The organism is Variovorax boronicumulans, from assembly GCF_019352895.1.
Classification (GTDB): Bacteria; Pseudomonadota; Gammaproteobacteria; order Burkholderiales; family Burkholderiaceae_C; genus Variovorax; species Variovorax boronicumulans_A.
On sequence record NZ_JAAAFX010000007.1, the window covers coordinates 498,803 to 519,526 of the forward strand.

Sequence of the window (20,724 nt, forward strand, 5' to 3'; positions counted from 1 at the left end):
CTGCGACCCTCAGCCGGCGTAGGCCTCGAGGCCTATCGTGACCACGGTGGCGATCTCGTCGCCCACGCTCGCGCGGAACTCGCTCTCCGCTTGCGCCACGGCCCGGCGGAAGGCCTCGAGCCAGGCCAGTCCGTCGGCCGTGAAGCGCACGCGCCGCGCCCGTGCGTCCAGCGGATCGGCCTCGCGCGTGACCAGGCCCCAGGCCTCGCACTGGTCGACCAGCGTGCCCATCGCCTGCTTGGTCATGCCGGCGCGCTCGGCCAGCTCGGTCAGGCGCGAACCGCCGCGCGCCAGGTGCCGGGTGATGTGGATGTGGGCCGCGCTGACCTGTGCGCGCGCCGCGAGGTTCGACAGGGCCAGCGGCACGTCGGCGTCGTGCGCCATCAGCGCCAGCACGCGCTCGTCGAAGCGGCGCATCGCATGGCCCAGCAGCCGGCCCAGATGGGTCTGGCGCCAGGCGTCGGGGTCGGTCGGGAAGGGGCTGTCGCTCATGGCTTTAATAGTAAGCCAAACTGATCAAAAAGTGGGTTGCCGCGAAAGTACAGGCCGCTACACTACTGTTCAAGCATCCAGCCTGTCATTAAACGCAGCGGGATGAAAACCCAACAACCCGTTGATATTCAAGGAGATTTCTCATGGACGCACTCGTCAAGGGCAGCAGCATCTCGGTGGCCGGCAGCGAAAAGGCCAAGGCCCTGCAGGCCGCGCTCGCGCAGATCGAAAAGCAGTTCGGCAAGGGCACGATCATGCGGCTGGGCGAGGGCGAGGCGCTGGAAGACGTGCAGGTGGTCTCCACCGGTTCGCTGGGCCTGGACATCGCGCTGGGCGTCGGCGGCCTGCCGCGCGGCCGCGTGATCGAGATCTACGGCCCTGAATCCTCGGGCAAGACCACGCTCACGCTGCAGGTCATCGCCCAGATGCAGAAGCAGGCCGGCACCTGTGCCTTCGTCGACGCCGAGCATGCGCTCGACGTGCAGTACGCGCAGAAGCTGGGCGTCAACCTGTCCGACCTGCTGATCAGCCAGCCCGACACCGGCGAGCAGGCGCTCGAGATCGTCGACTCGCTGGTGCGCTCGGGCGCGGTCGACCTGATCGTGGTCGACTCGGTCGCCGCGCTCACGCCGCGCGCCGAAATCGAAGGCGACATGGGCGACTCGCTGCCGGGCCTGCAGGCGCGGCTGATGAGCCAGGCGCTGCGCAAGCTGACCGCCAGCATCAAGAAGACCAACTGCATGGTCATCTTCATCAACCAGATCCGGATGAAGATCGGCGTGATGTTCGGCTCGCCCGAAACCACCACCGGCGGCAACGCGCTGAAGTTCTACGCCTCGGTGCGGCTGGACATCCGCCGCATCGGCACGATCAAGAAGGGTGAAGAGGCGATCGGCAACGAGACCAAGGTCAAGGTGGTCAAGAACAAGGTCAGCCCGCCCTTCAAGACGGCCGAATTCGACATCCTGTTCGGCGAAGGCATCAGCCGCGAAGGCGAGATCATCGACATGGGCGTGACCGCCAAGATCGTCGACAAGTCGGGCGCCTGGTACGCCTACAACGGCGAGAAGATCGGCCAGGGCCGCGACAACGCACGCGAATTCCTGCGCGAGAACCCGACGTTGTCGCGCGAGATCGAGAACAAGGTGCGCGAATCGCTGGGCATCCCGCTGCTCGCGGCCGATGCAGGTTCCGAAGCGGCCGAGGCGGAAGCCAAGGCCAAGGCCAAGGCCGACGCCAAGGCCGCCAAGCAGCAGCCGCAGGCCTGATCGGGACGGGCGTGCCTGCCGCCTGGCGGCGGGCATGCCTTTCCGGTCGCCGCATGCCTTCATGGGTTTCGCCGCTCCCTCCCTCAAGGGCCGCGCGCTGCGCCTGCTGAGCCAGCGCGAGCATTCGCGGCCCGAACTCGAACGCAAGCTGGCGAAGTACGAAGAGGTGCCGGGCACCCTGGCGCAGGCGCTCGACGAACTGGCGGCCAAGGACTTCATCAGCGAATCGCGCGTGGTGCAGTCGGTGCTCAACCAGCGGGCCTCGCGCATGGGTGCCGCGCGGGTGCGCCAGGAACTGCAGCAGAAGGGCATCGCGCCCGAGGCCATCACCGAAGCCGTGGCGCAGCTCAAGGACAGCGAGCCGGCGCGCGCGCGTGAAGTCTGGCGGCGTCGCTTCGATGCCTTGCCGCAGGATGCCAAGGAGCGTGCCAAACAGGCGCGCTTCCTGATGGCCCGTGGCTTCTCCGGTGCGGTGGTGGGCAAGGTCCTGCGCAGCGACAGCGACGACGAGTGAAGTGCCGGCCGGCGCCGGCCGATGGCGCCGTGGGGCGGCTGGCATGATCCGGCCCATGTCGTCGAACCCCTCCCCCTCGCCTTCCCTCGGTCGCACCGGCCTGCGCGCCGGCACCGCCTTTGCCGGCGCCGTCTTCCGGAGTGCGCTGCTGGCCATCCTGCTGGGCGGCGGCGTGTTCTTCTTCTACATCAGCCAGCTCAGCGGCCCGGGCATGCCCGCGGCGCGCGCCGGCGGCGCGGGCGCGGTGATCGCGCTGCTGTTCTCGCCCTCGGTGCTGGTCGCCCTGCTGCTGTTGGGCTTCATCCCGCTCTACCTGATGCTCGGCATCGCGCAGGGCCGCAGCCGTGCGCTGCGTCAGGTGGTGCTGGCGCATGGCGACACGATCGCGCAGCGCCTGGGCGCTGCCATCGCGGGCCGCGTCGAGGCGATGCCGCGCACCCATGGCGCCTTGCAGCGCAGCTCCGAATGGCTGTCGGTCGATGCACTGAGCCGCCAGCTCGCGCCGGTGCTGGGCGAGGGCCGCGCGGTGCGGGCCGTGATCGGCTTCGTGCTGAACCGCCTGCCCTTGTCGACGCTGCTGGCCGACTGGCAGGCCGAGCGCGCCGCGCATGGCGGCACCGAGGCTGGCGTGGAAGACCCGGCCCTGCGTGCGCTGCTGCAGCAACGCATCGGCGAGACGCTGCAGGAGATGGCGACCCCGTCGCGCACCGCGCTCTACATCGCGCTGGCCGCGCACGCCCTGCTGCTGGGCTTCGGCCTCTGGCTCATCGCCTGAGGCCGCCCCGCGCGAGGATCAGCCGCGCACCACCAGCGGCTCGAACTTGCGGCGTGCCTTGAGCTGGGCCGGGTCCCATTCGATGCCCAGGCCGGGCGTCGACGGTGCCACCGCGTAGCCGGACTCGATCTGCAGCCGGCTGGTCGTGAGGTCGTCGAGTTGCGGGATGTACTCGACCCAGCGGCCGTTGGGCACGGCCGCGCACAGGCTCACGTGGATCTCCATCAGGAAGTGCGGGCACATCGCGATGTTGTGCGCTTCGGCCAGGTGCGCGATCTTGAGCCAGGGCGTGATGCCGCCCACGCGCGCCACGTCGGCCTGCACGATCGAGCAGGCGCCCTGCTGGATGTACTCGGCGAACTGCGACAGGTGGTACATCGACTCGCCCACCGCCACCGGCACGCTGGTGCTGGCCAGCAGCTGCGCATGCGCGCGCACGTGCTCGGCCGGCATCGGCTCCTCGAACCAGGCGAGGTCGATGGCCTCGTACTGGCGCGCGCGGCGCACCGCCTCGGAGACCGTGAAGCTCTGGTTCGCATCGACCATCAGCTCGAAGCCTGGGCCCACCGCCGCGCGCACCGCCGACAGCCGGGCGATGTCCTCGGCCACGTGCGGCTTGCCGACCTTGACCTTGGCGCCCAGGAAACCCGCGGCCTGCGCCGCCAGCGTCTGCTCGACCAGCTGCGCCTGCGGAATCTGCAGCCAGCCGCCTTCGGTGGTGTAGACCGGCACGCGCGATTGCGCGCCGCCGGCCAGCTGCCACAGCGGCAGCTTCGCCACGCGGGCGTTGCGGTCCCACAGCGCGGTGTCGACGGCCGCCAGCGCGAGGCTGGTGATCGCGCCGACCGCGGTGGCGTGCGTGTGGAAGAAGAGGTCGCGCCAGATGGCTTCGTAGTGCTGCGGATCGCGCCCGATCAGGCGCGGCGCCAGGTGGTCCTGCAACAGCGCCACGATCGACGAGCCGCCGGTGCCGATGGTGTAGGTGTAGCCGGTGCCGGTGGAACCGTCGTCGCAGCGCACGGTGACCATCACGGTCTCCTGCGTCACGAAGGACTGGATGGCGTCGGTGCGCACCACCTTGGGTGCGATGTCGATCTGCGCGATCTCGACCTGGTCGATCTTGGCCATCGGCTCAGCCTCCGTTGCGCGTCACTTCCACGGGCAGGTCGGCGCCGTGGTACTTCTTGTAGATGGTGTTGAGCTCGCCGCTCTGCAGGTGCGCCTTCACGAAGGCATCGAGCTTTTCCTTGAGGCGCGGCTCGTTCTTGCGCAGGCCGATCGCGAGCATGTTGACCTTCATCGTGAACTTCGGCTCCATCTGCTTGGCCGGGTTCTTCTCGTTGATGGTCTTGAGCAGCGGCGGCGCGGTCGCGAAGATGTCGGCCTGGCCGCTGACCACCGCGGTGATCGAGGTGGCGTCGTCGTCGAAACGCACGATCTGCGCGCCCGCCGGCAGGATCTTGGTGACTTCCTGGTCGTTGGTGGTGCCGCGCGTGGAGATGATCTTCTTGCCCACCAGGTCGGCCGGGCCGGTGAGGGTCATGCTCTTGGGCGCGCCGACCACCGCCAGGATGGCGGCGTAGGGGATCGAGAAATCGACCACCTTCTCACGCTCGGGCGTGACCGACATGCTCGAGATCACGATGTCGGCCTTGTCGGTCTGCAGGAAAGGCACGCGGTTGGCGCCGGTGGTGGGCACGATCTCGAGCGCCAGGCCCAGGCTCTTGGCCAGCAGCTGCGCGGTCTCGACGTCGGAGCCGACAGCGTTGAGCTTCTCGTCCTTCATCGCGTACGGCGGCACGGCCAGGTCGATCGCGACGCGGATCTTCTTGGCGGCGGTGATGGTGTCGAGCTGGTCGGCGCTGGCGTGCGTGGCGCAGAGTGCGGCGGAAGCCACGAGCAGGGCGGAGGCGATGCGGTGCAGGTTGTGGGTCATGGTGTTTCGTCGGGGTGAGGAGGTGAAAGGGGCGAGGTTCAACCGCGCGTGATGGCCTGCACCCAGGCGAGCATCTCGGCGTAGCTGTGGCGTGCGGCGGCGCACGTGCTGCGGGCACGCAGGTAGCCGTGGATCAGTCCGGGGCCGTCGTCGAAGGTGACGTCAACGCCGTCCTGGCGCAGCCGCTGCGCGTAGAGCGCGCCGTCGTCGTGCAGCGGATCGTTCTCGGCCGAGCCGATGAAGGCCGGTGCACAGCCGCGCAGGTCGGCTGCGGCCATCGGCACGGCGCGCGGGTCGCTCGCATCGCCGGGGGCCTGCAGGTACTGCCGCAGGAACCAGCGGATCTGGGTGCTGGTGAGCACGGGCGCATCGGCGTTGACCAGGTACGAGGGCGTCGTGAAGTCGACGTCCAGGCAGGGGTAGAGCAGCACCTGGCCGAGCGGCGCCTGCGGCGTGCCGCGCAACGCCAGGCTCAGCGCCGCCGCCAGGTTGGCGCCGGCACTGTCGCCACCCACCAGGATGCGCGCGGCGTCGATGCCCAGTTCAGCGGCATGCGCGGCCACGTGGTGCAGCACGCTCAGGCAGTCCTCGAAGGCGGCCGGAAAGGGGTGCTCGGGCGCGAGCCGGTAGCCCACGCTGATCACGGTGCAGCCGGTGTCGGCCGCGATGTCTGCAGCGATCTCGTCGTGCGACTCGATGCTGCCGATGACCCAGCCGCCGCCGTGCATGAACACCATCGCCGGTCGGGGCTGCGTGCCCTCGCCGCGGTAGATGCGCACCGGCACCGGTTGCGCCGGGTCGCCCATCGTGGTGTCGACCACGTTCAGGCCGACCGGGCGCGGCTTGCGCGCGGCCACCGTCAGGCTCTCGTAGCGCTGGCGCCACTCGGCCACCGGCAGCTGTTCGGGCGGGATCGGCCAGGCCTTCTTGCCGGCGGCGACGAAGGGAAGGAGTTCGCGGTCGAGCATGGGCTTCCTTGGTCTCAGTCGCCGCTCTTCAGCAGGTCGGCCGGCAGTTCGGTGCCGTGGTACTTGCGGTAGATGTCGTTGAGCGGGCCCTTGAGGTTGGCCTTCACGATGGCGTCGATGCGGGCCTTGAGCGCCGGCTCGTTCTTGCGCAGGCCGATGCCCAGCATGTTGGCCTGCATCACGATCTTGGTTTCCATCTGCTTGGCGGGCGCCAGCTGGTTGATGCGGTTGAACAGCGAGGGCGCGGTGGCGAAGGCGTCGGCCTGGCCGCTGATCACCGCGGTGATCGAGGTCGCGTCGTCGTCGAAGCGCACCACCTGCGCGCCGGCCGGCACGATCTTGTTGAGCTCGGCCTCGTTGGTGCTGCCGCGGCCCACCGCGATGCGCTTGCCCACCAGGTCGGCCGGCGTCTTGATCGACATCGCCTTCGGCGCGCCGACCACCGCCAGGATGGCGGCGTAGGGTGTGGAGAAGTCGATGACCTTCTGGCGCTCGGGCGTGATCGAGAAGCTCGAGACCACGATGTCGACCTTGTCCGTTACCAGGAAGGGGATGCGGTTGGCGCCCATGGTGGGCACGATCTCGAGCTCCAGGCCCAGGCTTTTCGCGATCAGCCGCGCGGTGTCCACGTCGGAGCCGGTCGAGTTGAGTCGCTCGTCCTTCATGCCATAGGGCGGCACGGAAAGATCGACGCCGATGCGGATCTTCTTGGCCGCGGTGATGCTGTCGAGCTGGTCGGCCTGCGCTGGCTGTATCAGCGCGAAGGGCGCGGCCAGCAGCAGCGCGGACAGCAGGGCGCGGCGGCGCACGGGGCGGGAACGGGTCATCGAAAAGTCTCCTGTAGTTATGGGAACGAAGAAACGCGGGCGGACCGGGCCCCGGTGCGGTGCTGGCTCAGAGCCCCGTGCCGAGGAACTGGCGCAGTTCGGGCGTCTGCGGCGCGCTCAGGATGCTGGCGTCGCCCTGCTCCCAGACCTGGCCCTGGTGCATGAAGATGATCTTGTTGGCCACGCCGCGCGCGAAGGCCATTTCGTGCGTCACGAGGATCATGGTCATGCCCTCGCCCGCGAGCTTCTCCATCACCTTGAGCACTTCGCCGGTGAGTTCCGGGTCGAGCGCCGAGGTGACCTCGTCGAACAGCATCAGCTGCGGCTGCATGGCGAGCGAGCGCGCGATCGCCACGCGCTGCTGCTGGCCGCCCGAGAGCTGCTCGGGGTAGGCGTCGGCCTTCTCGGCCAGGCCCACGCGCTGGAGCACGTCCAGCGCCAGCGCGTTGGCCTCGCTGGCGCCCAGCTTCTTCACCGACTGCGGGGCCAGCGTGATGTTCTGCTTGACCGTCAGGTGCGGGAACAGGTTGTAGCTCTGGAACACGATGCCCACGTCGCGGCGCAGCGCGCGCAGGTCGAGCGCGGCGTCATGCACCTGATGGTTGCAGACCTGGATGGTGCCGCTGTCGATGGTCTCCAGGCGGTCGATGCAGCGCAGCGCGGTGCTCTTGCCCGAGCCGCTCTTGCCGATGATGGCGACCACCTCGCCGCGGTTCACGGAGAAGGACACGCCCCGCAGGACATGGTTCTGGCCGAAGCGCTTGTGGACCTGTTCGAGTTCAACCACGGGTTGCATTGAGCTTCCTTTCGAGCGTGCGGCTCCAGCGGGACAGCGGATAGCACATGATGAAATAAAGGACCACCGCACACCCGAAGTACAGGAAGGGCTGGAAGGTCGAGTTGTTGAGCACCTTGGCGTTGTAGGAGAGCTCGGCGTAGCCCACCACCAGCGAGGCGATCGAGGTGTTCTTGATGATCTGCACCAGGAAGCCGACGGTCGGCGGCGTCGCAATGCGCAGTGCCTGCGGCAGGATCACGCGGCGCATGCGTTCGAGGCGCGTCAGGCCCAGGCATTCGGCGGCTTCCCACTGGCTCTTGGGCACCGACTGGATGCAGCCGCGCCAGATCTCGCCGAGGAAGGCGCTGGAGTAGATGGTGATGGCGAGCGCCGCCGCGGCCAGCGCCGGCACCGAGCCGATGCCCATGATGTTGGGGCCGAAGAAGCACACGCCCATCAGCACCAGCAGCGGCGTGCCCTGCACCACCTGGATGTAGGCGGTGGCGGCGATGCGCACGGCGCGCAGCGGCGAGACCCGGGCCAGCGCCACGGCCAGCCCGATCAGGCCGCCGCCGACGAAGGCCAGCGCCGAGAGCTGCAGCGTGCCCCACGCGCCCATGAGAAGGAAACCGAAGTGATCGACCGGCATGAATGTCATGGTGCGGCCCTCACAGCGGGGTGCCGAGCTTGCGCCGGCGCGGGAAGACGATCTGCGCCAGCAGCCAGAAGCCCAGGCGCATCGCATACGACAGCGCCAGGTACACGGCCCACAGCACCAGGAAGATCTCGAAGTTGCGGAAGGTGTCCGACTGGATCCGGTTGGCCACGCCGAACAGCTCCTCGGCGCCGATCGACGACATGATGCTGGAGGCCAGCATCAGCAGCACGAACTGGCTGGCCAGCGCGGGATACACGCGTTCGACGGCCGGGCGCAGGATCACGTGCCAGAACACCTGCGCCTTCGACAGGCCCAGGCATTCGGCGGCTTCGAGCTGGCCCTTGTGGATCGACTCGATGCCCGCGCGGATGATCTCGCAGCTGTAGGCGCCGATGTTGATGACCAGCGCCAGCACCGCGCCGACCATGATCGGCATCGTCACGCCGGCACTCGACAGGCCGAAGATCAGGAAGTAGCTCTGGATCAGCAACGGCGAGTTGCGGATGGCCTCGACGTAGCCGCCGGTCAGGCGCTGCAGCCAGCGATGGCGGCTGTTGCGGCCGAGCGCGCACACGGTTCCGAGCGCAAAGCCGAGCACGGTCGCCACGAAGGACAGCTGGACCGTGGTCCAGGCACCTTCGAGCAGCAGCGGCCACTGCGCGAGCACCGGCTCGAAATCGAACTGATAGTTCACGAGGTCTCCTTGGAAGCAGGCCGCGCGGTGGGGGCCGGCCCTGAAGCGCGACAGAAAGTCAGCGCCCTGTGTTTTTGCAAATGAAAGATGTTTTTATGTTGTCGGCGGCGATTCTGTCAGGCCGAACCCTGCTTTCTCCATAGGGTTAACACCGAGCGCAAGGGTTCTCCAGGGGCGGCCTTCCTTTGGTATCGTGACGCGCTTAAATTTCACTAACGAAAAACTCTTTTATTAATGCGATGCGCATGCGTCGCGGGAAGCACACCATGACGCAACGAGTCCAGGGCAAACGAACTTTGGTAACGGCCGCCGGCAACGGCATCGGCCGCGAGAGCGCGCTGGCGCTGGCACGCGAAGGCGCGCAGGTCTGGGCCACGGACATGAACGACGAGGCGCTGGCCGCACTGGCCGAGGACGCGCGCGCCGAGGGCCTGACGGGCCTGACGACCGCGAAGCTGGACGTGCGCGACAGCGCGGCCGTGGCGCGCATGGCGGCCGAGATCGGCCCGCTCGACGTGCTCTTCAACTGCGCGGGCTTCGTGCACGGCGGCAGCATCCTCGAATGCGAGGACAGCGACTGGGACTTCAGCTTCGACCTCAACGTCAAGTCGATGTATCGCACCATCCGCAGCTTCCTGCCCGCCATGCTGGCGCACGGCGGCGGCTCGATCATCAACATGGCCTCGGCGGCCTCGAGCGTGAAGGGCGTGCCCAACCGCTTCGTCTACGGCGCCTCGAAGGCGGCGGTGATCGGCCTGACCAAGGCGGTGGCGGCCGACTTCGTGCAGAAGGGCATCCGCTGCAACGCGATCTGCCCGGGCACCATCGAGTCGCCCTCGCTGCGCGGCCGCATCGCGGCCCAGGCGCGCGATGCGAACGCCGACGAGGCGGCGGTGCGCGCGGCCTTCGTGGCGCGCCAGCCCATCGGCCGCGTCGGCCGGCCCGAGGAAGTCGCGGCGCTGGTGGTGTACCTGGCGTCGGACGAATCGGCGTTCACGACGGGGACCATCCACATGATCGATGGCGGTTGGTCAAATTAATCCCACCCCCGTCTCTCGCTCACTTCGTGTAGCTCAACTCCCCCCTCGAGGGGGCGATACCGGCGGCCCGGCGGAGCCGGTTCCGCGGTATCCCTGGAATGGGCTGTGCGCTTGCATCGGCTGACCTGCCCTTCACTTTCTCTTATCGGACACACCATGACGCGCATCACCGACCTCCGGGTCCTCGACATCCGCTTCCCCACATCGCAGCACCTGGATGGCTCGGACGCGATGAATCCCGATCCGGACTACTCGGCCGCCTACGTGGTGCTCGAGACCGACCAGCCGGGCCTCGAGGGCCATGGCCTGACCTTCACCATCGGCCGCGGCAACGAGATCTGCTGCGCCGCGCTGCGCGCCATGCGCCACCTGCTGGTGGGTCAGGACCTGGCGGTGATCGCGGCCGACATGGGGCGCTTCTGGCACCACGTGACCAGCGACAGCCAGCTGCGCTGGATCGGTCCGGACAAGGGCGCGATCCACCTGGCGACCGGCGCCATCGTGAACGCCGTGTGGGACCTCTGGGCCAAGGCCGAGGGCAAGCCGGTGTGGCGACTGGTGGCCGAGATGTCGCCGGAAGAACTGGTGCGCTGCATCGACTTCCGCTACATCACGGACTGCATCACGCCTGAGGAAGCGCTCACGCTGCTGCAGCAGGCCGCCGTCGGCAAGGAGGAGCGCATCCGCACGCTCGAGGCCGAGGGCTACCCCTGCTACACCACCTCGGCCGGCTGGCTGGGCTACTCGGACGAGAAGCTGCGCCGGCTCGCACAGGAGGCGGTCGACGCGGGCTTCGACTACATCAAGCTCAAGGTCGGCCGCGACCTGCAGGACGACATCCGGCGCCTCAAGGTGGCGCGTGAAGTGCTGGGCCCGGACCGTCACCTGATGATCGATGCCAACCAGGTGTGGGAGGTCGATCAGGCCATCGACTGGGTCAATCAGCTGGCCTTCGCCAAGCCCTGGTTCATCGAGGAGCCGACCAGCCCGGACGACATCGAAGGCCACCGCAAGATCCGCGAGGGCGTGTCGCCCGTGAAGATCGCGACCGGCGAGATGTGCCAGAACCGGATCATGTTCAAGCAGTTCATCATGCGCGGCGCGATCGACGTGGTGCAGATCGACTCCTGCCGCCTGGGTGGCGTGAACGAGATCCTGGCCGTGATGCTGATGGCGGCGAAGTACAAGCTGCCGGTCTGCCCGCACGCCGGCGGCGTGGGCCTGTGCGAGTACGTGCAGCACCTGTCGATGATCGATTACCTTTGCATCTCCGGCACCCGCGAGGGCCGCGTGATCGAATACGTGGACCATCTGCACGAGCATTTCGAGACGCCCTGCGTGATCCGCGGCGCGGCCTACATGCCGCCGACGGCGCCCGGTTTTTCCATCACCATGAAGCCCGAGTCCCTGCGACAGTACGAGTTTCATGCCTGACGGCGAGCCGCGGCATTCCTGACATGAACGAGGCACGCCGGCCTGCTGCGGCGTGATGGAGAGACGAGATGACCGAACCGACCGCCCCTGCCAACGATGCCGCCAGCGCGCGCTATTCGGCGCCCGCGCTGGAGAAGGGCCTGGACATCCTGGAGGCGCTGGCCGACAGCCTGCATGGCTACACGCTCAACGAGCTGGCGCAGAAGGTGTCGCGCAGCGTCGGCGAGATCTTCCGCATGGCCGTGACGCTCGAGCGGCGCGGCTTCGTGCGCGTCGACGAGAACGACCGCTACACGCTCACGCTGCGCATGTTCGAGCTCTCGCACCGCCAGCAGCCGCTCAAGTCGCTGGTTGCGACCGCGCTGCCGCTGATGCGCGAGCTGGCCAACCGCGCCCACCAGTCCTGCCACCTGGCCATGTACCAGCAGGGACGCGTGGTGGTGATCGCGCAGGTCGACGGCCCCGACCGCTGGACCTTCGGCCTCAAGGTGGGCGTGACCATCGGCCTGACCGACACCTCGGCCGGCCATGTGCTGCTGGCCTTCCGCGACGAGGTGGACCGCGCCCGCATGCTGGCCGCGCGGGTCAAGGTCGAGGGCGAGCAGGAGCTCGACCCGGGCGAGCTGTTCGCGCTGCTGGGCGAGGTGCGCAGCCGCGGCTACGCCTCGATGCCCAGCCAGCAGATCAAGGGCGTGCGCAACATCGCCTTCCCGATCCTGGGCCAGGCCAACCATGTGATCGCGGCCATCAACGTGCCGCACATCGAGCGCATCGACCAGAAGGTCACGCCCGACGTCGACCAGGTCTGCGAGATCGTGGCCAACATCGCGGCGCGCTTGTCGGCGCTGATGGGGCACAGCAGCTTCAACGAGCTGGCCTGAGGAGCGCGCGCAGGCGCCTGCGTGCGTTCTGTGCCGGGCGGGGGTCAGCCCACGTCGGGCACGTCGTCGGCCAGCGGCTGCTGGCTCTTGTACGAGGCGATGTCGCGCACGTTCTTCTGCACGGCCACCGAACCGAACAGCGCGAGCAGGAAGGACATGCCGTAGAAGCCCTTCTCGCTGTTGGCGAGCGTGGCGTTGAACAGGCCGACGGCCAGCAGCGCCACCGACAGCAGCAGCGAGATCCAGCACAGGCCGTAGTAGATGGCGGTGACCGAGGTGCCCTCGAGCCGGTCCCGCACGCTCTTCTGCAGCGACACGGCGGCGAACAGGCCGTACATCAGGATGGTGAAGTAGTAGCCCTTTTCATTGAGCTGCATGGAGCCGTTCCACAGCCCGATCAGATAGACCAGCGAGCCGATGACCAGCGCGGCCCAGGACGCGGCGACGAATGCGCCGGTGGGTTTCTGCAAACTGACAGCCATGAGAGCCTCCTCGATGTGATTGGAGGCGCGATTATGGTGCGATGCGGCCGGGCCGTGGCAGGTGGCGCGCGGGCGGTCTGGGCCGTGTGAGGCGGCCCGCGCCGGTGCCCGCAGCGCGGGGCGTCCGGGAAGCCGGAGCGAAAAGGAGGCCGGGGCTCAGAGCCCCAGCATCAGCTTGAGGTTCTGCACCGCGGCGCCGCTGGCGCCCTTGCCCAGGTTGTCCAGGCGCGCGATCACCACGGCGTGGCGGTGGTCCTCGTTCGGGAACACGCGCAGCTCGAGCTCGTTGGTGTCGTTGAGCGCGGTCGGCTCGAGCTTGCCGTCGGCCGTGGGGGGCAGCACCTTGACGAAGCCTTCGGGCGTGTTGCTCTTCGCATAGTGCGCGGCGAGCGCGTCGTGCAGGTCGCTGGCCTTCGGCTGGCCGGGCAGGTCGTCGAGGTGCAGCGGCAGTTGCACCAGCATGCCCTGCTTGAAGTTGCCCACCGACGGAATGAACACCGGTCGACGGGTCAGGCCGGTGAACTTCATGATCTCGGGGATGTGCTTGTGCTTCAAGCCCAGCGCATAGGTCTCGAAGGGCGCGGCGTCGCCCGCCTCGTAGGCCTCGATCATGCTGCGGCCGCCGCCGGAGTAGCCGCTGACCGAAGGCAGCGCGATCGCGAAATCCTGGGGCAGCAGGCCGGCGTCGATCAGCGGGCGCACGATGGCGATGGCACCGGTCGCATAGCAGCCGGGGTTGCCCACGCGCTCGGCCTTGGCGACGGCTTGCCAGTGGCCTTCGACGAGTTCGGGGAAGCCGAAGACCCAGTCGGGGTTGGTGCGGTGCGCGGTCGAGGCGTCGACGATCTTGGGCTTTTTACCCGGCAACTGGTCGATCAGCGCCACCGACTCGATGGCCGCGTCGTCGTGCAGGCACAGGATCACCAGGTCGACCCCGGCCATCAGGTCGCGCTTGGCGTTGACGTCCTTGCGCAGCTCGGGCGCGATGCTCACGATGTCGATCTGGGGCATCTTCGCGAGACGTTCGCGAATCTGGAGGCCGGTGGTGCCGGCTTCGCCGTCGATGAAGACCTTGGCCATGGGGTGGGTGTTTCTACGGAGAAAGAGGGTACGTGATGTCCGCAGGAAGGCGCTCGCCTTTGGTGCGGCGCACCATGATACAGTCGTTGATTGTTCGTCGCCCCCGCCCTGCAGGACGCCGTGGCCCACGAGCAACAGCATCAACCATCTCCCGTTTTCAAACCTCCGTCCGAGAGAAACCTCATGAAGATTCACGAGTACCAAGGCAAGGAAATTCTTGCCAAGTTCGGCGTGCCCGTGCCGCGCGGCATTGCGGCCTACACGGTCCAGGAGGCGGTCGAGGCCGCCCAGAAACTTGGCGGCCCCGTGTGGGTGGTCAAGGCCCAGATTCACGCGGGTGGCCGCGGCAAGGGCGGTGGCGTCAAGGTCGCCAAGACCATCGAGGACGTCAAGAAGCTGGCCGGTGAAATCCTCGGCATGCAGCTCGTCACGCACCAGACCGGCCCCGAAGGCCAGAAGGTCCGTCGCCTCTACATCGAAGACGGCGCCGACATCAACAAGGAATACTACGTTTCCGCCGTGACCGACCGCGCGACCCAGAAGGTCGCGTTCATCGCCTCGAGCGAAGGCGGCATGGACATCGAGGAAGTGGCCCACTCCTCGCCGGAAAAGATCATCACGGTGTTCGCAGACCCCGAAAAGGGCCTGACCGACGAACAGGCCAAGCAGATCGCCGACGGCATCGGCATGCCGGCCGATTCGACCGCGCAGACGGTCGACATCCTCAAGAAGCTCTACACCTGCTACATGGAGACGGACGCCTCGCTGGTCGAGATCAACCCGCTCAACCGTGACAGCAAGGGCAACGTGATGGCGCTCGACGCGAAGTTCAACTTCGACCCGAACGCGCTGTTCCGCCACCCCGAACTCGTGGCCCTGCGCGACCTCGACGAGGAAGACGCGGCCGAAGTCGAAGCCTCGAAGTTCGACCTCGCCTACATCTCGCTCGACGGCAACATCGGCTGCCTGGTGAACGGCGCCGGCCTGGCGATGGCCACCATGGACACCATCAAGCTGTTCGGCGGCGAGCCGGCCAACTTCCTGGACGTGGGCGGCGGTGCCACCCCCGAGAAGGTCACGGAAGCCTTCAAGATCATGCTGAAGAACAAGAACGTGGAAGCCATCCTCGTGAACATCTTCGGCGGCATCATGAAGTGCGACACCATCGCCACCGGCGTGATCGCGGCCTGCAAGGCCGTGAACCTCTCCGTGCCGCTGGTCGTGCGCATGAAGGGCACCAACGAAGTCGAAGGCAAGAAGTTGCTGGCCGATTCGGGCCTGCCCATCATCAGCGCGGACACGATGGCCGACGCGGCTCAAAAAGTGGTTGCGGCAGTCGCCAAGTAAGGAACAAGTCATGTCGATCTACATCAACAAAGACACCAAGGTCATCACGCAAGGCATCACCGGCAAGACCGGTCAATTCCATACGGAAAAGTGCCAGGAATACGCGAACGGCAAGAACGCCTTCGTGGCGGGCGTGAACCCGAAGAAGGCCGGCGAGTCGATCTTCGGTATCCCGATTTTCGGTTCCGTGAAGGAAGCCGCCTCGCAGACCGGCGCCACCGTGTCGGTGATCTACGTGCCGCCTCCGGGCGCTGCCGCAGCGATCTGGGAAGCGGTCGAAGCCGACCTGGACATGGCGATCTGCATCACCGAAGGCATTCCGGTCAAGGACATGCTCGAAGTGCGCAACAAGATGAAGGCCAAGGAAGCGGCCGGCGGCAAGAAGACCTTGCTGCTGGGCCCCAACTGCCCCGGCCTGATCACGCCCGACGAAATCAAGATCGGCATCATGCCCGGCCACATCCATCGCAAGGGACGCATCGGCGTGGTCTCGCGTTCGGGCACGCTGACGTATGAAGCCGTGGCGCAACTGACGGAAATCGGCCTGGGCCAATCGTCGGCGGTCGGCATCGGCGGCGACCCGATCAACGGCCTGAAGCACATCGACGTGATGCAGGCCTTCAACGACGATCCGGACACCGACGCGGTGATCATGATCGGCGAAATCGGCGGCCCGGACGAGGCGGACGCAGCCCGCTGGTGCAAGCTCAACATGAAGAAGCCGGTGGTCGGCTTCATCGCTGGCGTGACCGCGCCTCCGGGCAAGCGCATGGGCCACGCCGGCGCGCTGATCTCGGGCGGTGCCGACACGGCCGATGCCAAGCTCGCCATCATGGAAGAGTCGGGCTTCACCGTGACGCGCAACTTCTCGGAACTGGCCAAGCTGCTGAAGGCCCGCCTGTAAGCATCGCGTCCCGCGACCACACACAAACGAAAAGCGCTCGCAATTCATATTGCGGGCGCTTTTTCAATACATAACAGTGGAAAAAGAGAGACATGGAACTACTGCAAAGCGCTGACTTCTGGATCGGTCTGGTCAAGATCGTCTGGATCAACATCATTCTTTCGGGCGACAACGCGGTGGTGATCGCGATGGCCGCCCGTTCGCTGCCGCCCGCGCAGCAACAAAAGGCCGTGCTCTTCGGCTCGGGTGCGGCCGTGGTGCTGCGCATCGTGCTGACGGTGGTGGCGGCCAAGCTGCTGGGCCTGCCCTTCCTGCAGATCGTCGGCGGCCTGCTGCTGCTGTGGATCGGCCTGCAATTGCTGGGCGACGAGGACCATGGCGAGGGCGAGAGCAAGGAGTACGGCAGCCTGTTCGCCGCCGTGCGCACGATCCTGATCGCCGACCTGGTGATGAGCCTGGACAACGTGATCGCCGTGGCGGCCGCGGCCCAGGGCAACACCACGCTGCTGATCCTCGGCCTGGCCATCAGCATCCCGCTGGTGATCTTCGGCAGCACGCTCATGATCAAGCTCATGGAACGCTTCCCCATCATCGTCCTGCTCGGCGCCGCCCTGATCGGCTGGGTCGGCGGTGAAACCATCGTCAGCGACGTGTTCCTGCGCGACGTGCTGACGGCCAACCCGTGGCTGCACTATGCGGGTGCCGCAGCTGGCGCTGCCTTCGTGGTGTTCGTCGGGCGCGCGCTGAATCGGCGCGGCAGCCGCGCCGCCGCGCACTGAGCCTTCGACCGCTGCCCATGAACCGCCCCGATACTTCTCCTTCCCCGCAGGAAGACGGCGCCCGGTCATGGGAATTCTCCGCGCTCACCCATCCGGGGCGCGTGCGGGCCAACAACGAGGATGCGGTCGCCTTCGACCCGGCGCTGGGCCTGGCGATCCTGGCCGACGGCATGGGCGGCTACAACGGCGGCGAGGTGGCCAGCGGCATGGCGCTGGCCTTGCTGCAGGCGAGCTTCGGCCGCTGGCTGGCCCACGCCGGTCCGTCAGCCCCTGCACGCGCCGTGCGGCGTGCACTGCAGGCCGGCACCGACGAGGCCAACAGCGCGATCCTCGAGGCCGGGCAGGCCAACCTGCAGCTCCAGGGCATGGGCACGACGCTGGTGCTGGCGGCCTTCGGCCCGCAGCGCGTGGTGATCGGCCACATCGGCGATTCGCGCTGCTACCGGCTGCGCCGCGGCCAGCTCGAACTGCTCACGCGCGACCACTCGCTGCTGCAGGAGCAGCTCGATGCCGGCGTCATCACGCCGCAGCAGGCGGCCCGCTCCCCGCACCGCAACCTCGTGACCCGGGCGCTCGGCATCGAACGCTCGGTGAATCTCGAGATGCACGAACACAGCACGCAGCCGGGGGACCTTTACCTGTTATGTTCCGACGGACTCAGTGAAATGGTGTCCGACGCGCAGCTTTCCACACTTTTGTTACAAAATTGCGGGCTGGCTCAAAAAGCACTACTTTTGGTTGCGATGGCGAACGACAATGGCGGACGGGACAATATCTCTGTTGTTCTGGCAAGCGCCGGCCTCGCGCGCACTGCAGGGTAAGGCCAGGGAAGGTTCACGTTTCTCTGGGCCGCGCTGATAAAAATTCGCAGTTTGAGGAGTCGGCCATGCCGAAAATGATCGTTTCGATCGACGGAGTCGTCATCAAGGAAGTGACGCTTGCCAAGGACCGGACCACGCTGGGACGGCGGCCTTACAACGACATCGTCATCGACAATCTGGCCATCAGCGGCGAGCATGCCGTGCTGCACATGATCGGTGGCGACGTCTACCTCGAAGACCTCAACAGCACCAACGGAACCTACGTCAATTCCTGCGCCATCAAGAAACAGGCGCTGGAGAACAACGACATCGTCGAGGTCGGCAAGTACAAGATCCGCTACCTCTCGGGCAGCGAACCCGGGGGTTATTCCAGCGCCGCGGCCCGCGTCAGCGCCCCGCCGCCCTTCGCGCCCATCCCGCTGTCGAGCAGCCCGACCATTCCGGCGCCCCTGGGCGGTGGCGGCGTCGCCCAGGCCGCCATCCGCGTGCTCTCCGGCGCGGGTGCGGGCCGTGAACTCTCCCTGGAAAAAGTCGTGACCACCATCGGCAAGCCCGGCGTGGCGGTGGCGGCGGTCACGCGCCGGCTGCACGGCTACGTGGTGGCGCCGATCGACGGCGGCACCACCCTCAATGGCGAACTGCTCGGCAACGAGGCCGTGGCCCTGCAGGACGGCGACGTGCTGGAGCTGGGCGGCACGCGCATGCAGTTCGTGCACGCCTGAGCTGAACTGAGCGGCCCTTGCCTGTCTCCCCGCGTGGCCTGGCGCCATGAACGCGCTGCGCCGGCACTGGCTTCGGATCGCCATCACGCTGGTGCCGGTGCTGCTGGCGCTGGGCCATTCGGTCGGCGCCTGGCGCTCTCCCTTCGTCGAGCCCTTCAACAACTTCATCTATGACGCGCGGCTGCGGCTCACCATGCCGCACACGCTGGACCCGCGCATCGTCATCGTCGACATCGACGACCCCAGCCTCCAGCAGTTCGGCCAGTGGCCCTGGAGCCGCGACAAGCTGGCCGATCTCACCGCGGAACTCATGGACCGGCAACAGGCGGCCGTGCTCGGCTACGACGTGCTCTTCGTCGAGGCCGATGGCAGCACCGGCCTGGGCAGCCTGCGCAGGCTGGCCGCCGGCCCAATGCGGGGCGACCGCGCCTTCGCCGCCGAGATCGACCGCCTGGCACCCCTGCTGGACCACGACGCCAGCTTTGCGCGCGCGCTGACCGACCGGCGCGTGGCGCTCGGCTACTACTTCACCCAGACCCTGCAGCCGCACGCCAAGGGCCAGCTGCCCGCGCCCCTGCTGCCGGCCGACGCCTTTCCCTCGGGCCACCATCGCACCGCGCGCTGGAACGGCTTTGCCGGCAGCATCGAGCCGCTGGCCCGGGCCGCGCCGGCCAGCGGCTTCACCAACGTGCTCATCGAAACCAGCGAAGACGGCGTGATCCGCGCGGCGCCGCTGATGGCCCGCTACGAGGGCGACGCGGCCGTGCCGGGCTATTACGAATCGCTGGGCCTCGCGGTCTACCGGCTGGCGCACGGGCAGCCGTCGGTGAGCGCGTCGCTCGCGCCCATGGGCCTGGCCGGCGGCGCCGCCCCGCTCGAGGCGCTGGTGCTCGACGTGCCCGGCGGGCGCCGGCTGCGCGTGCCGGTCGACCAGAGTGCCAGCCTGCTGGTGCCCTACCGCGGTCCGGGCGGCGTGCGCGGCGGATCGTTCCGCTACGTCTCGGCGGTCGACGTGCTGCGCGGCAAGCTGGCGCCCGGCGAGCTCAAGGGCAAGATCGTGCTGGTCGGCGCCACCGCCCCCGGGCTGCAGGACCTGCGCGCCACGCCGGTCGGTGCCGCCTTCCCTGGCGTGGAAGTGCACGCCAACATCATCTCGGGCCTGCTGGACCGGCGCCTGCCCTTCGTGCCCGACTATGCGCCCGGCTACGAGGTGCTGGCGCTGCTGGTCGTCGGGCTCACGCTGGCCATCGGCATGTCGCTGCTGCCGGCCGCGCGCGCGGCCTTGCTGGGCCTGGGCGCCAGCGTGGTGGTGGTCGGGCTCAATGCCGCGCTGTTCTCCAGCTTCGGCGTGGTGCTGCCGCTGGCGGCCACCGTGCTGATGATCGGCATGGTCTTCGTGCTCAACATGAGCTGGGGCTACTTCGTCGAGGCCCGGGCGCGCCGCGGCCTGGCGCGGCTGTTCGGCACCTACGTGCCGCCGCAGCTGGTCGACGAGATGCTCGAAAGCCCCGAGCGCTACAGCATGCGCGCCGAGAGCAAGGAGCTCACCGTGATGTTCTGCGACATGCGCGGCTTCACGCAACTCTCGGAGACCATGGCGCCGACCGAGCTCCAGGTGTTCCTCAACACCGTGTTCAGCCGGCTCACCGCGATCATCAACGCGCACCGCGGCACGGTCGACAAGTACATGGGCGACTGCGTCATGGCCTTCTGGGGCGCGCCGGTCGACGCGCCCGACCATGCGGTGCTGGCCGTGCAGGCGGCCATCGAGATGGCGGCCGCCGTGCAGGAGATCAACCTGGCACACCGCGCCAGCGGGCGGCCCGAGATCAGCGTGGGCATCGGTCTGAACACCGGCGTGATGAGCGTCGGCGACATGGGCTCGGCCGTGCGCCGCAGCTACACGGTGGTGGGCGACGCCGTGAACCTGGCCTCGCGGCTCGAGGGCCTCAACGGCCACTACGGTACCGAGATCATGGCCACCGACGCCACCCGCCAGGCCAGCTCGTTGTTCCTCTGGCAGGAGCTCGACTGGGTCTATGTGCGCGGCAAGGCGCGCGCCGTCGCCGTCTTCACGCCCGTGGCGCGCGTCGACGAGGCCGAGCCGGCCCTGCACGCGCAACTGGAGCGCTGGTCGCTGGTGCTGGCGGCCTATCGGTCGCAGCAGTGGGCCGAGGCCCGCCAGCTGCTGGCGCCGTTGCTCGCCGTCGATGCCAAAAAAGTCCTTTACCAGGTCTACGAGAAGCGTTTAGCCTCGATGGCGCGGCAGCCCCAAGACCCGAACTGGGACGGCGCCATCCGTTTCGAAACCAAGTAACAAGGGT

The 20,724-nt window shown here is 67.7% G+C and carries 22 protein-coding genes; 12 read left to right on the forward strand and 10 right to left on the reverse strand.

All coding sequences use genetic code 11. The features are described 5' to 3' along the window. Positions 1 to 9 precede the first annotated feature (9 nt). The gene (locus K0H49_RS17320) at positions 10 to 492 is read right to left on the reverse strand and encodes a MarR family winged helix-turn-helix transcriptional regulator (protein ID WP_219215030.1); all 483 of its coding nucleotides are present in this window, start codon (positions 490 to 492) and stop codon (positions 10 to 12) included. A 143-nt stretch (positions 493 to 635) separates the two neighbouring features. On the opposite strand from K0H49_RS17320, the gene recA reads away from it, so the two are divergent. From recA to K0H49_RS17335, 3 genes are all read left to right on the forward strand, one after another. Next, positions 636 to 1,760, forward strand: a complete 1,125-nt coding sequence (gene recA / locus K0H49_RS17325; protein WP_219215033.1) for a recombinase RecA — start codon at positions 636 to 638, stop codon at positions 1,758 to 1,760. Positions 1,761 to 1,821: 61 nt separating this feature from the next. Next, a complete protein-coding gene (gene recX, locus K0H49_RS17330; protein WP_219215035.1) occupies positions 1,822 to 2,274 on the forward strand; it encodes a recombination regulator RecX in 453 nt (150 codons plus the stop codon). A 55-nt stretch (positions 2,275 to 2,329) separates the two neighbouring features. After that, complete coding sequence (locus tag K0H49_RS17335) at positions 2,330 to 3,049, forward strand: hypothetical protein (RefSeq protein ID WP_219215037.1); 720 nt, start codon at positions 2,330 to 2,332, stop codon at positions 3,047 to 3,049. Between the two features lie 18 nt (positions 3,050 to 3,067). On the opposite strand, the gene K0H49_RS17340 is transcribed toward K0H49_RS17335, so the two are convergent. The 7 genes from K0H49_RS17340 to K0H49_RS17370 all read right to left on the reverse strand — a co-directional run bounded on the left by K0H49_RS17340 (position 3,068) and on the right by K0H49_RS17370 (position 8,910). Then, on the reverse strand, positions 3,068 to 4,177 hold the full coding sequence (locus tag K0H49_RS17340; RefSeq protein ID WP_219215041.1) for a mandelate racemase/muconate lactonizing enzyme family protein: 1,110 nt from the start codon (positions 4,175 to 4,177) through the stop codon (positions 3,068 to 3,070). 4 nt (positions 4,178 to 4,181) lie between these two features. Further along, positions 4,182 to 4,985: a transporter substrate-binding domain-containing protein gene (locus K0H49_RS17345; RefSeq protein ID WP_219215044.1), complete on the reverse strand. Its 804-nt coding sequence runs from the start codon at positions 4,983 to 4,985 to the stop codon at positions 4,182 to 4,184. Positions 4,986 to 5,023: 38 nt separating this feature from the next. After that, positions 5,024 to 5,953, reverse strand: a complete 930-nt coding sequence (locus tag K0H49_RS17350; protein ID WP_219215048.1) for an alpha/beta hydrolase — start codon at positions 5,951 to 5,953, stop codon at positions 5,024 to 5,026. A 14-nt stretch (positions 5,954 to 5,967) separates the two neighbouring features. After that, positions 5,968 to 6,780 carry a transporter substrate-binding domain-containing protein gene (locus tag K0H49_RS17355; RefSeq protein WP_219215050.1) on the reverse strand — a complete coding sequence of 271 codons (813 nt, stop codon included), beginning with the start codon at positions 6,778 to 6,780 and terminating at the stop codon, positions 5,968 to 5,970. A 67-nt stretch (positions 6,781 to 6,847) separates the two neighbouring features. Continuing rightward, entirely contained in the window at positions 6,848 to 7,576 is a 729-nt protein-coding gene (locus K0H49_RS17360) for an amino acid ABC transporter ATP-binding protein (RefSeq protein WP_183028657.1), read from the reverse strand. Next, the gene (locus tag K0H49_RS17365) at positions 7,560 to 8,216 is read right to left on the reverse strand and encodes an amino acid ABC transporter permease (RefSeq protein WP_374122370.1); all 657 of its coding nucleotides are present in this window, start codon (positions 8,214 to 8,216) and stop codon (positions 7,560 to 7,562) included. Before K0H49_RS17365 ends, K0H49_RS17360 begins: the two co-directional genes overlap by 17 nt. 10 nt (positions 8,217 to 8,226) lie before the next feature. Continuing rightward, on the reverse strand, positions 8,227 to 8,910 hold the full coding sequence (locus K0H49_RS17370) for an amino acid ABC transporter permease (protein WP_219215052.1): 684 nt from the start codon (positions 8,908 to 8,910) through the stop codon (positions 8,227 to 8,229). Between the two features lie 266 nt (positions 8,911 to 9,176). Between K0H49_RS17370 and K0H49_RS17375 the strand changes: the two genes are divergently transcribed. The 3 genes from K0H49_RS17375 (at position 9,177) to K0H49_RS17385 (ending at position 12,265) form a co-directional block, all read left to right on the forward strand. Continuing rightward, on the forward strand, positions 9,177 to 9,950 hold the full coding sequence (locus K0H49_RS17375) for an SDR family oxidoreductase (RefSeq protein WP_219215056.1): 774 nt from the start codon (positions 9,177 to 9,179) through the stop codon (positions 9,948 to 9,950). 156 nt (positions 9,951 to 10,106) lie between these two features. Continuing rightward, entirely contained in the window at positions 10,107 to 11,384 is a 1,278-nt protein-coding gene (locus K0H49_RS17380; RefSeq protein WP_219215059.1) for an L-fuconate dehydratase, read from the forward strand. 68 nt (positions 11,385 to 11,452) lie between these two features. Then, positions 11,453 to 12,265, forward strand: a complete 813-nt coding sequence (locus tag K0H49_RS17385) for an IclR family transcriptional regulator (RefSeq protein ID WP_219215062.1) — start codon at positions 11,453 to 11,455, stop codon at positions 12,263 to 12,265. A gap of 44 nt (positions 12,266 to 12,309) precedes the next feature. Here K0H49_RS17385 and yiaA read toward each other — a convergent pair whose 3' ends face one another. Both yiaA and argC read right to left on the reverse strand, forming a co-directional pair. Beyond that, positions 12,310 to 12,747 (reverse strand): inner membrane protein YiaA, encoded by a 438-nt coding sequence (gene yiaA / locus K0H49_RS17390; protein ID WP_219215064.1) that lies wholly within the window; start codon positions 12,745 to 12,747, stop codon positions 12,310 to 12,312. A 156-nt stretch (positions 12,748 to 12,903) separates the two neighbouring features. Then, complete coding sequence (argC, locus tag K0H49_RS17395; RefSeq protein WP_219215066.1) at positions 12,904 to 13,827, reverse strand: N-acetyl-gamma-glutamyl-phosphate reductase; 924 nt, start codon at positions 13,825 to 13,827, stop codon at positions 12,904 to 12,906. Between the two features lie 183 nt (positions 13,828 to 14,010). On the opposite strand from argC, the gene sucC reads away from it, so the two are divergent. The 6 genes from sucC to K0H49_RS17425 all read left to right on the forward strand — a co-directional run bounded on the left by sucC (position 14,011) and on the right by K0H49_RS17425 (position 20,717). Continuing rightward, positions 14,011 to 15,174 carry an ADP-forming succinate--CoA ligase subunit beta gene (gene sucC / locus K0H49_RS17400; protein ID WP_219215067.1) on the forward strand — a complete coding sequence of 388 codons (1,164 nt, stop codon included), beginning with the start codon at positions 14,011 to 14,013 and terminating at the stop codon, positions 15,172 to 15,174. A gap of 10 nt (positions 15,175 to 15,184) precedes the next feature. Next, positions 15,185 to 16,078, forward strand: a complete 894-nt coding sequence (gene sucD / locus K0H49_RS17405; protein ID WP_140841234.1) for a succinate--CoA ligase subunit alpha — start codon at positions 15,185 to 15,187, stop codon at positions 16,076 to 16,078. 92 nt (positions 16,079 to 16,170) lie between these two features. Continuing rightward, complete coding sequence (locus K0H49_RS17410; RefSeq protein WP_219215069.1) at positions 16,171 to 16,857, forward strand: TerC family protein; 687 nt, start codon at positions 16,171 to 16,173, stop codon at positions 16,855 to 16,857. A 17-nt stretch (positions 16,858 to 16,874) separates the two neighbouring features. After that, positions 16,875 to 17,678, forward strand: coding sequence for a Stp1/IreP family PP2C-type Ser/Thr phosphatase (locus tag K0H49_RS17415; protein WP_219215072.1), 804 nt, complete (start codon positions 16,875 to 16,877; stop codon positions 17,676 to 17,678). A gap of 65 nt (positions 17,679 to 17,743) precedes the next feature. Continuing rightward, entirely contained in the window at positions 17,744 to 18,400 is a 657-nt protein-coding gene (locus K0H49_RS17420; protein WP_219215076.1) for an FHA domain-containing protein, read from the forward strand. A 46-nt stretch (positions 18,401 to 18,446) separates the two neighbouring features. Then, positions 18,447 to 20,717, forward strand: a complete 2,271-nt coding sequence (locus tag K0H49_RS17425; RefSeq protein WP_219215079.1) for a CHASE2 domain-containing protein — start codon at positions 18,447 to 18,449, stop codon at positions 20,715 to 20,717. Positions 20,718 to 20,724: the final 7 nt, after the last annotated feature.

Excerpts from the sequence above, each read along its gene's own strand:
- K0H49_RS17380 (WP_219215059.1), top strand. The coding sequence starts at position 10,107 with ATGACGCGCATCACCGACCTCCGGGTCCTCGACATCCGCTTCCCCACA.
- K0H49_RS17365 (WP_374122370.1), bottom strand. The coding sequence starts at position 8,216 with ATGACATTCATGCCGGTCGATCACTTCGGTTTCCTTCTCATGGGCGCG.
- K0H49_RS17410 (WP_219215069.1), top strand. The coding sequence starts at position 16,171 with ATGGAACTACTGCAAAGCGCTGACTTCTGGATCGGTCTGGTCAAGATC.
- sucC (WP_219215067.1), top strand. The coding sequence starts at position 14,011 with ATGAAGATTCACGAGTACCAAGGCAAGGAAATTCTTGCCAAGTTCGGC.
- K0H49_RS17385 (WP_219215062.1), top strand. The coding sequence starts at position 11,453 with ATGACCGAACCGACCGCCCCTGCCAACGATGCCGCCAGCGCGCGCTAT.
- K0H49_RS17335 (WP_219215037.1), top strand. The coding sequence starts at position 2,330 with ATGTCGTCGAACCCCTCCCCCTCGCCTTCCCTCGGTCGCACCGGCCTG.
- K0H49_RS17355 (WP_219215050.1), bottom strand. The coding sequence starts at position 6,780 with ATGACCCGTTCCCGCCCCGTGCGCCGCCGCGCCCTGCTGTCCGCGCTG.
- K0H49_RS17375 (WP_219215056.1), top strand. The coding sequence starts at position 9,177 with ATGACGCAACGAGTCCAGGGCAAACGAACTTTGGTAACGGCCGCCGGC.
- recX (WP_219215035.1), top strand. The coding sequence starts at position 1,822 with ATGGGTTTCGCCGCTCCCTCCCTCAAGGGCCGCGCGCTGCGCCTGCTG.
- recA (WP_219215033.1), top strand. The coding sequence starts at position 636 with ATGGACGCACTCGTCAAGGGCAGCAGCATCTCGGTGGCCGGCAGCGAA.
- yiaA (WP_219215064.1), bottom strand. The coding sequence starts at position 12,747 with ATGGCTGTCAGTTTGCAGAAACCCACCGGCGCATTCGTCGCCGCGTCC.
- K0H49_RS17350 (WP_219215048.1), bottom strand. The coding sequence starts at position 5,953 with ATGCTCGACCGCGAACTCCTTCCCTTCGTCGCCGCCGGCAAGAAGGCC.
- K0H49_RS17420 (WP_219215076.1), top strand. The coding sequence starts at position 17,744 with ATGCCGAAAATGATCGTTTCGATCGACGGAGTCGTCATCAAGGAAGTG.
- K0H49_RS17360 (WP_183028657.1), bottom strand. The coding sequence starts at position 7,576 with ATGCAACCCGTGGTTGAACTCGAACAGGTCCACAAGCGCTTCGGCCAG.
- K0H49_RS17320 (WP_219215030.1), bottom strand. The coding sequence starts at position 492 with ATGAGCGACAGCCCCTTCCCGACCGACCCCGACGCCTGGCGCCAGACC.
- K0H49_RS17345 (WP_219215044.1), bottom strand. The coding sequence starts at position 4,985 with ATGACCCACAACCTGCACCGCATCGCCTCCGCCCTGCTCGTGGCTTCC.
- argC (WP_219215066.1), bottom strand. The coding sequence starts at position 13,827 with ATGGCCAAGGTCTTCATCGACGGCGAAGCCGGCACCACCGGCCTCCAG.
- sucD (WP_140841234.1), top strand. The coding sequence starts at position 15,185 with ATGTCGATCTACATCAACAAAGACACCAAGGTCATCACGCAAGGCATC.
- K0H49_RS17425 (WP_219215079.1), top strand. The coding sequence starts at position 18,447 with ATGAACGCGCTGCGCCGGCACTGGCTTCGGATCGCCATCACGCTGGTG.
- K0H49_RS17415 (WP_219215072.1), top strand. The coding sequence starts at position 16,875 with ATGAACCGCCCCGATACTTCTCCTTCCCCGCAGGAAGACGGCGCCCGG.
- K0H49_RS17340 (WP_219215041.1), bottom strand. The coding sequence starts at position 4,177 with ATGGCCAAGATCGACCAGGTCGAGATCGCGCAGATCGACATCGCACCC.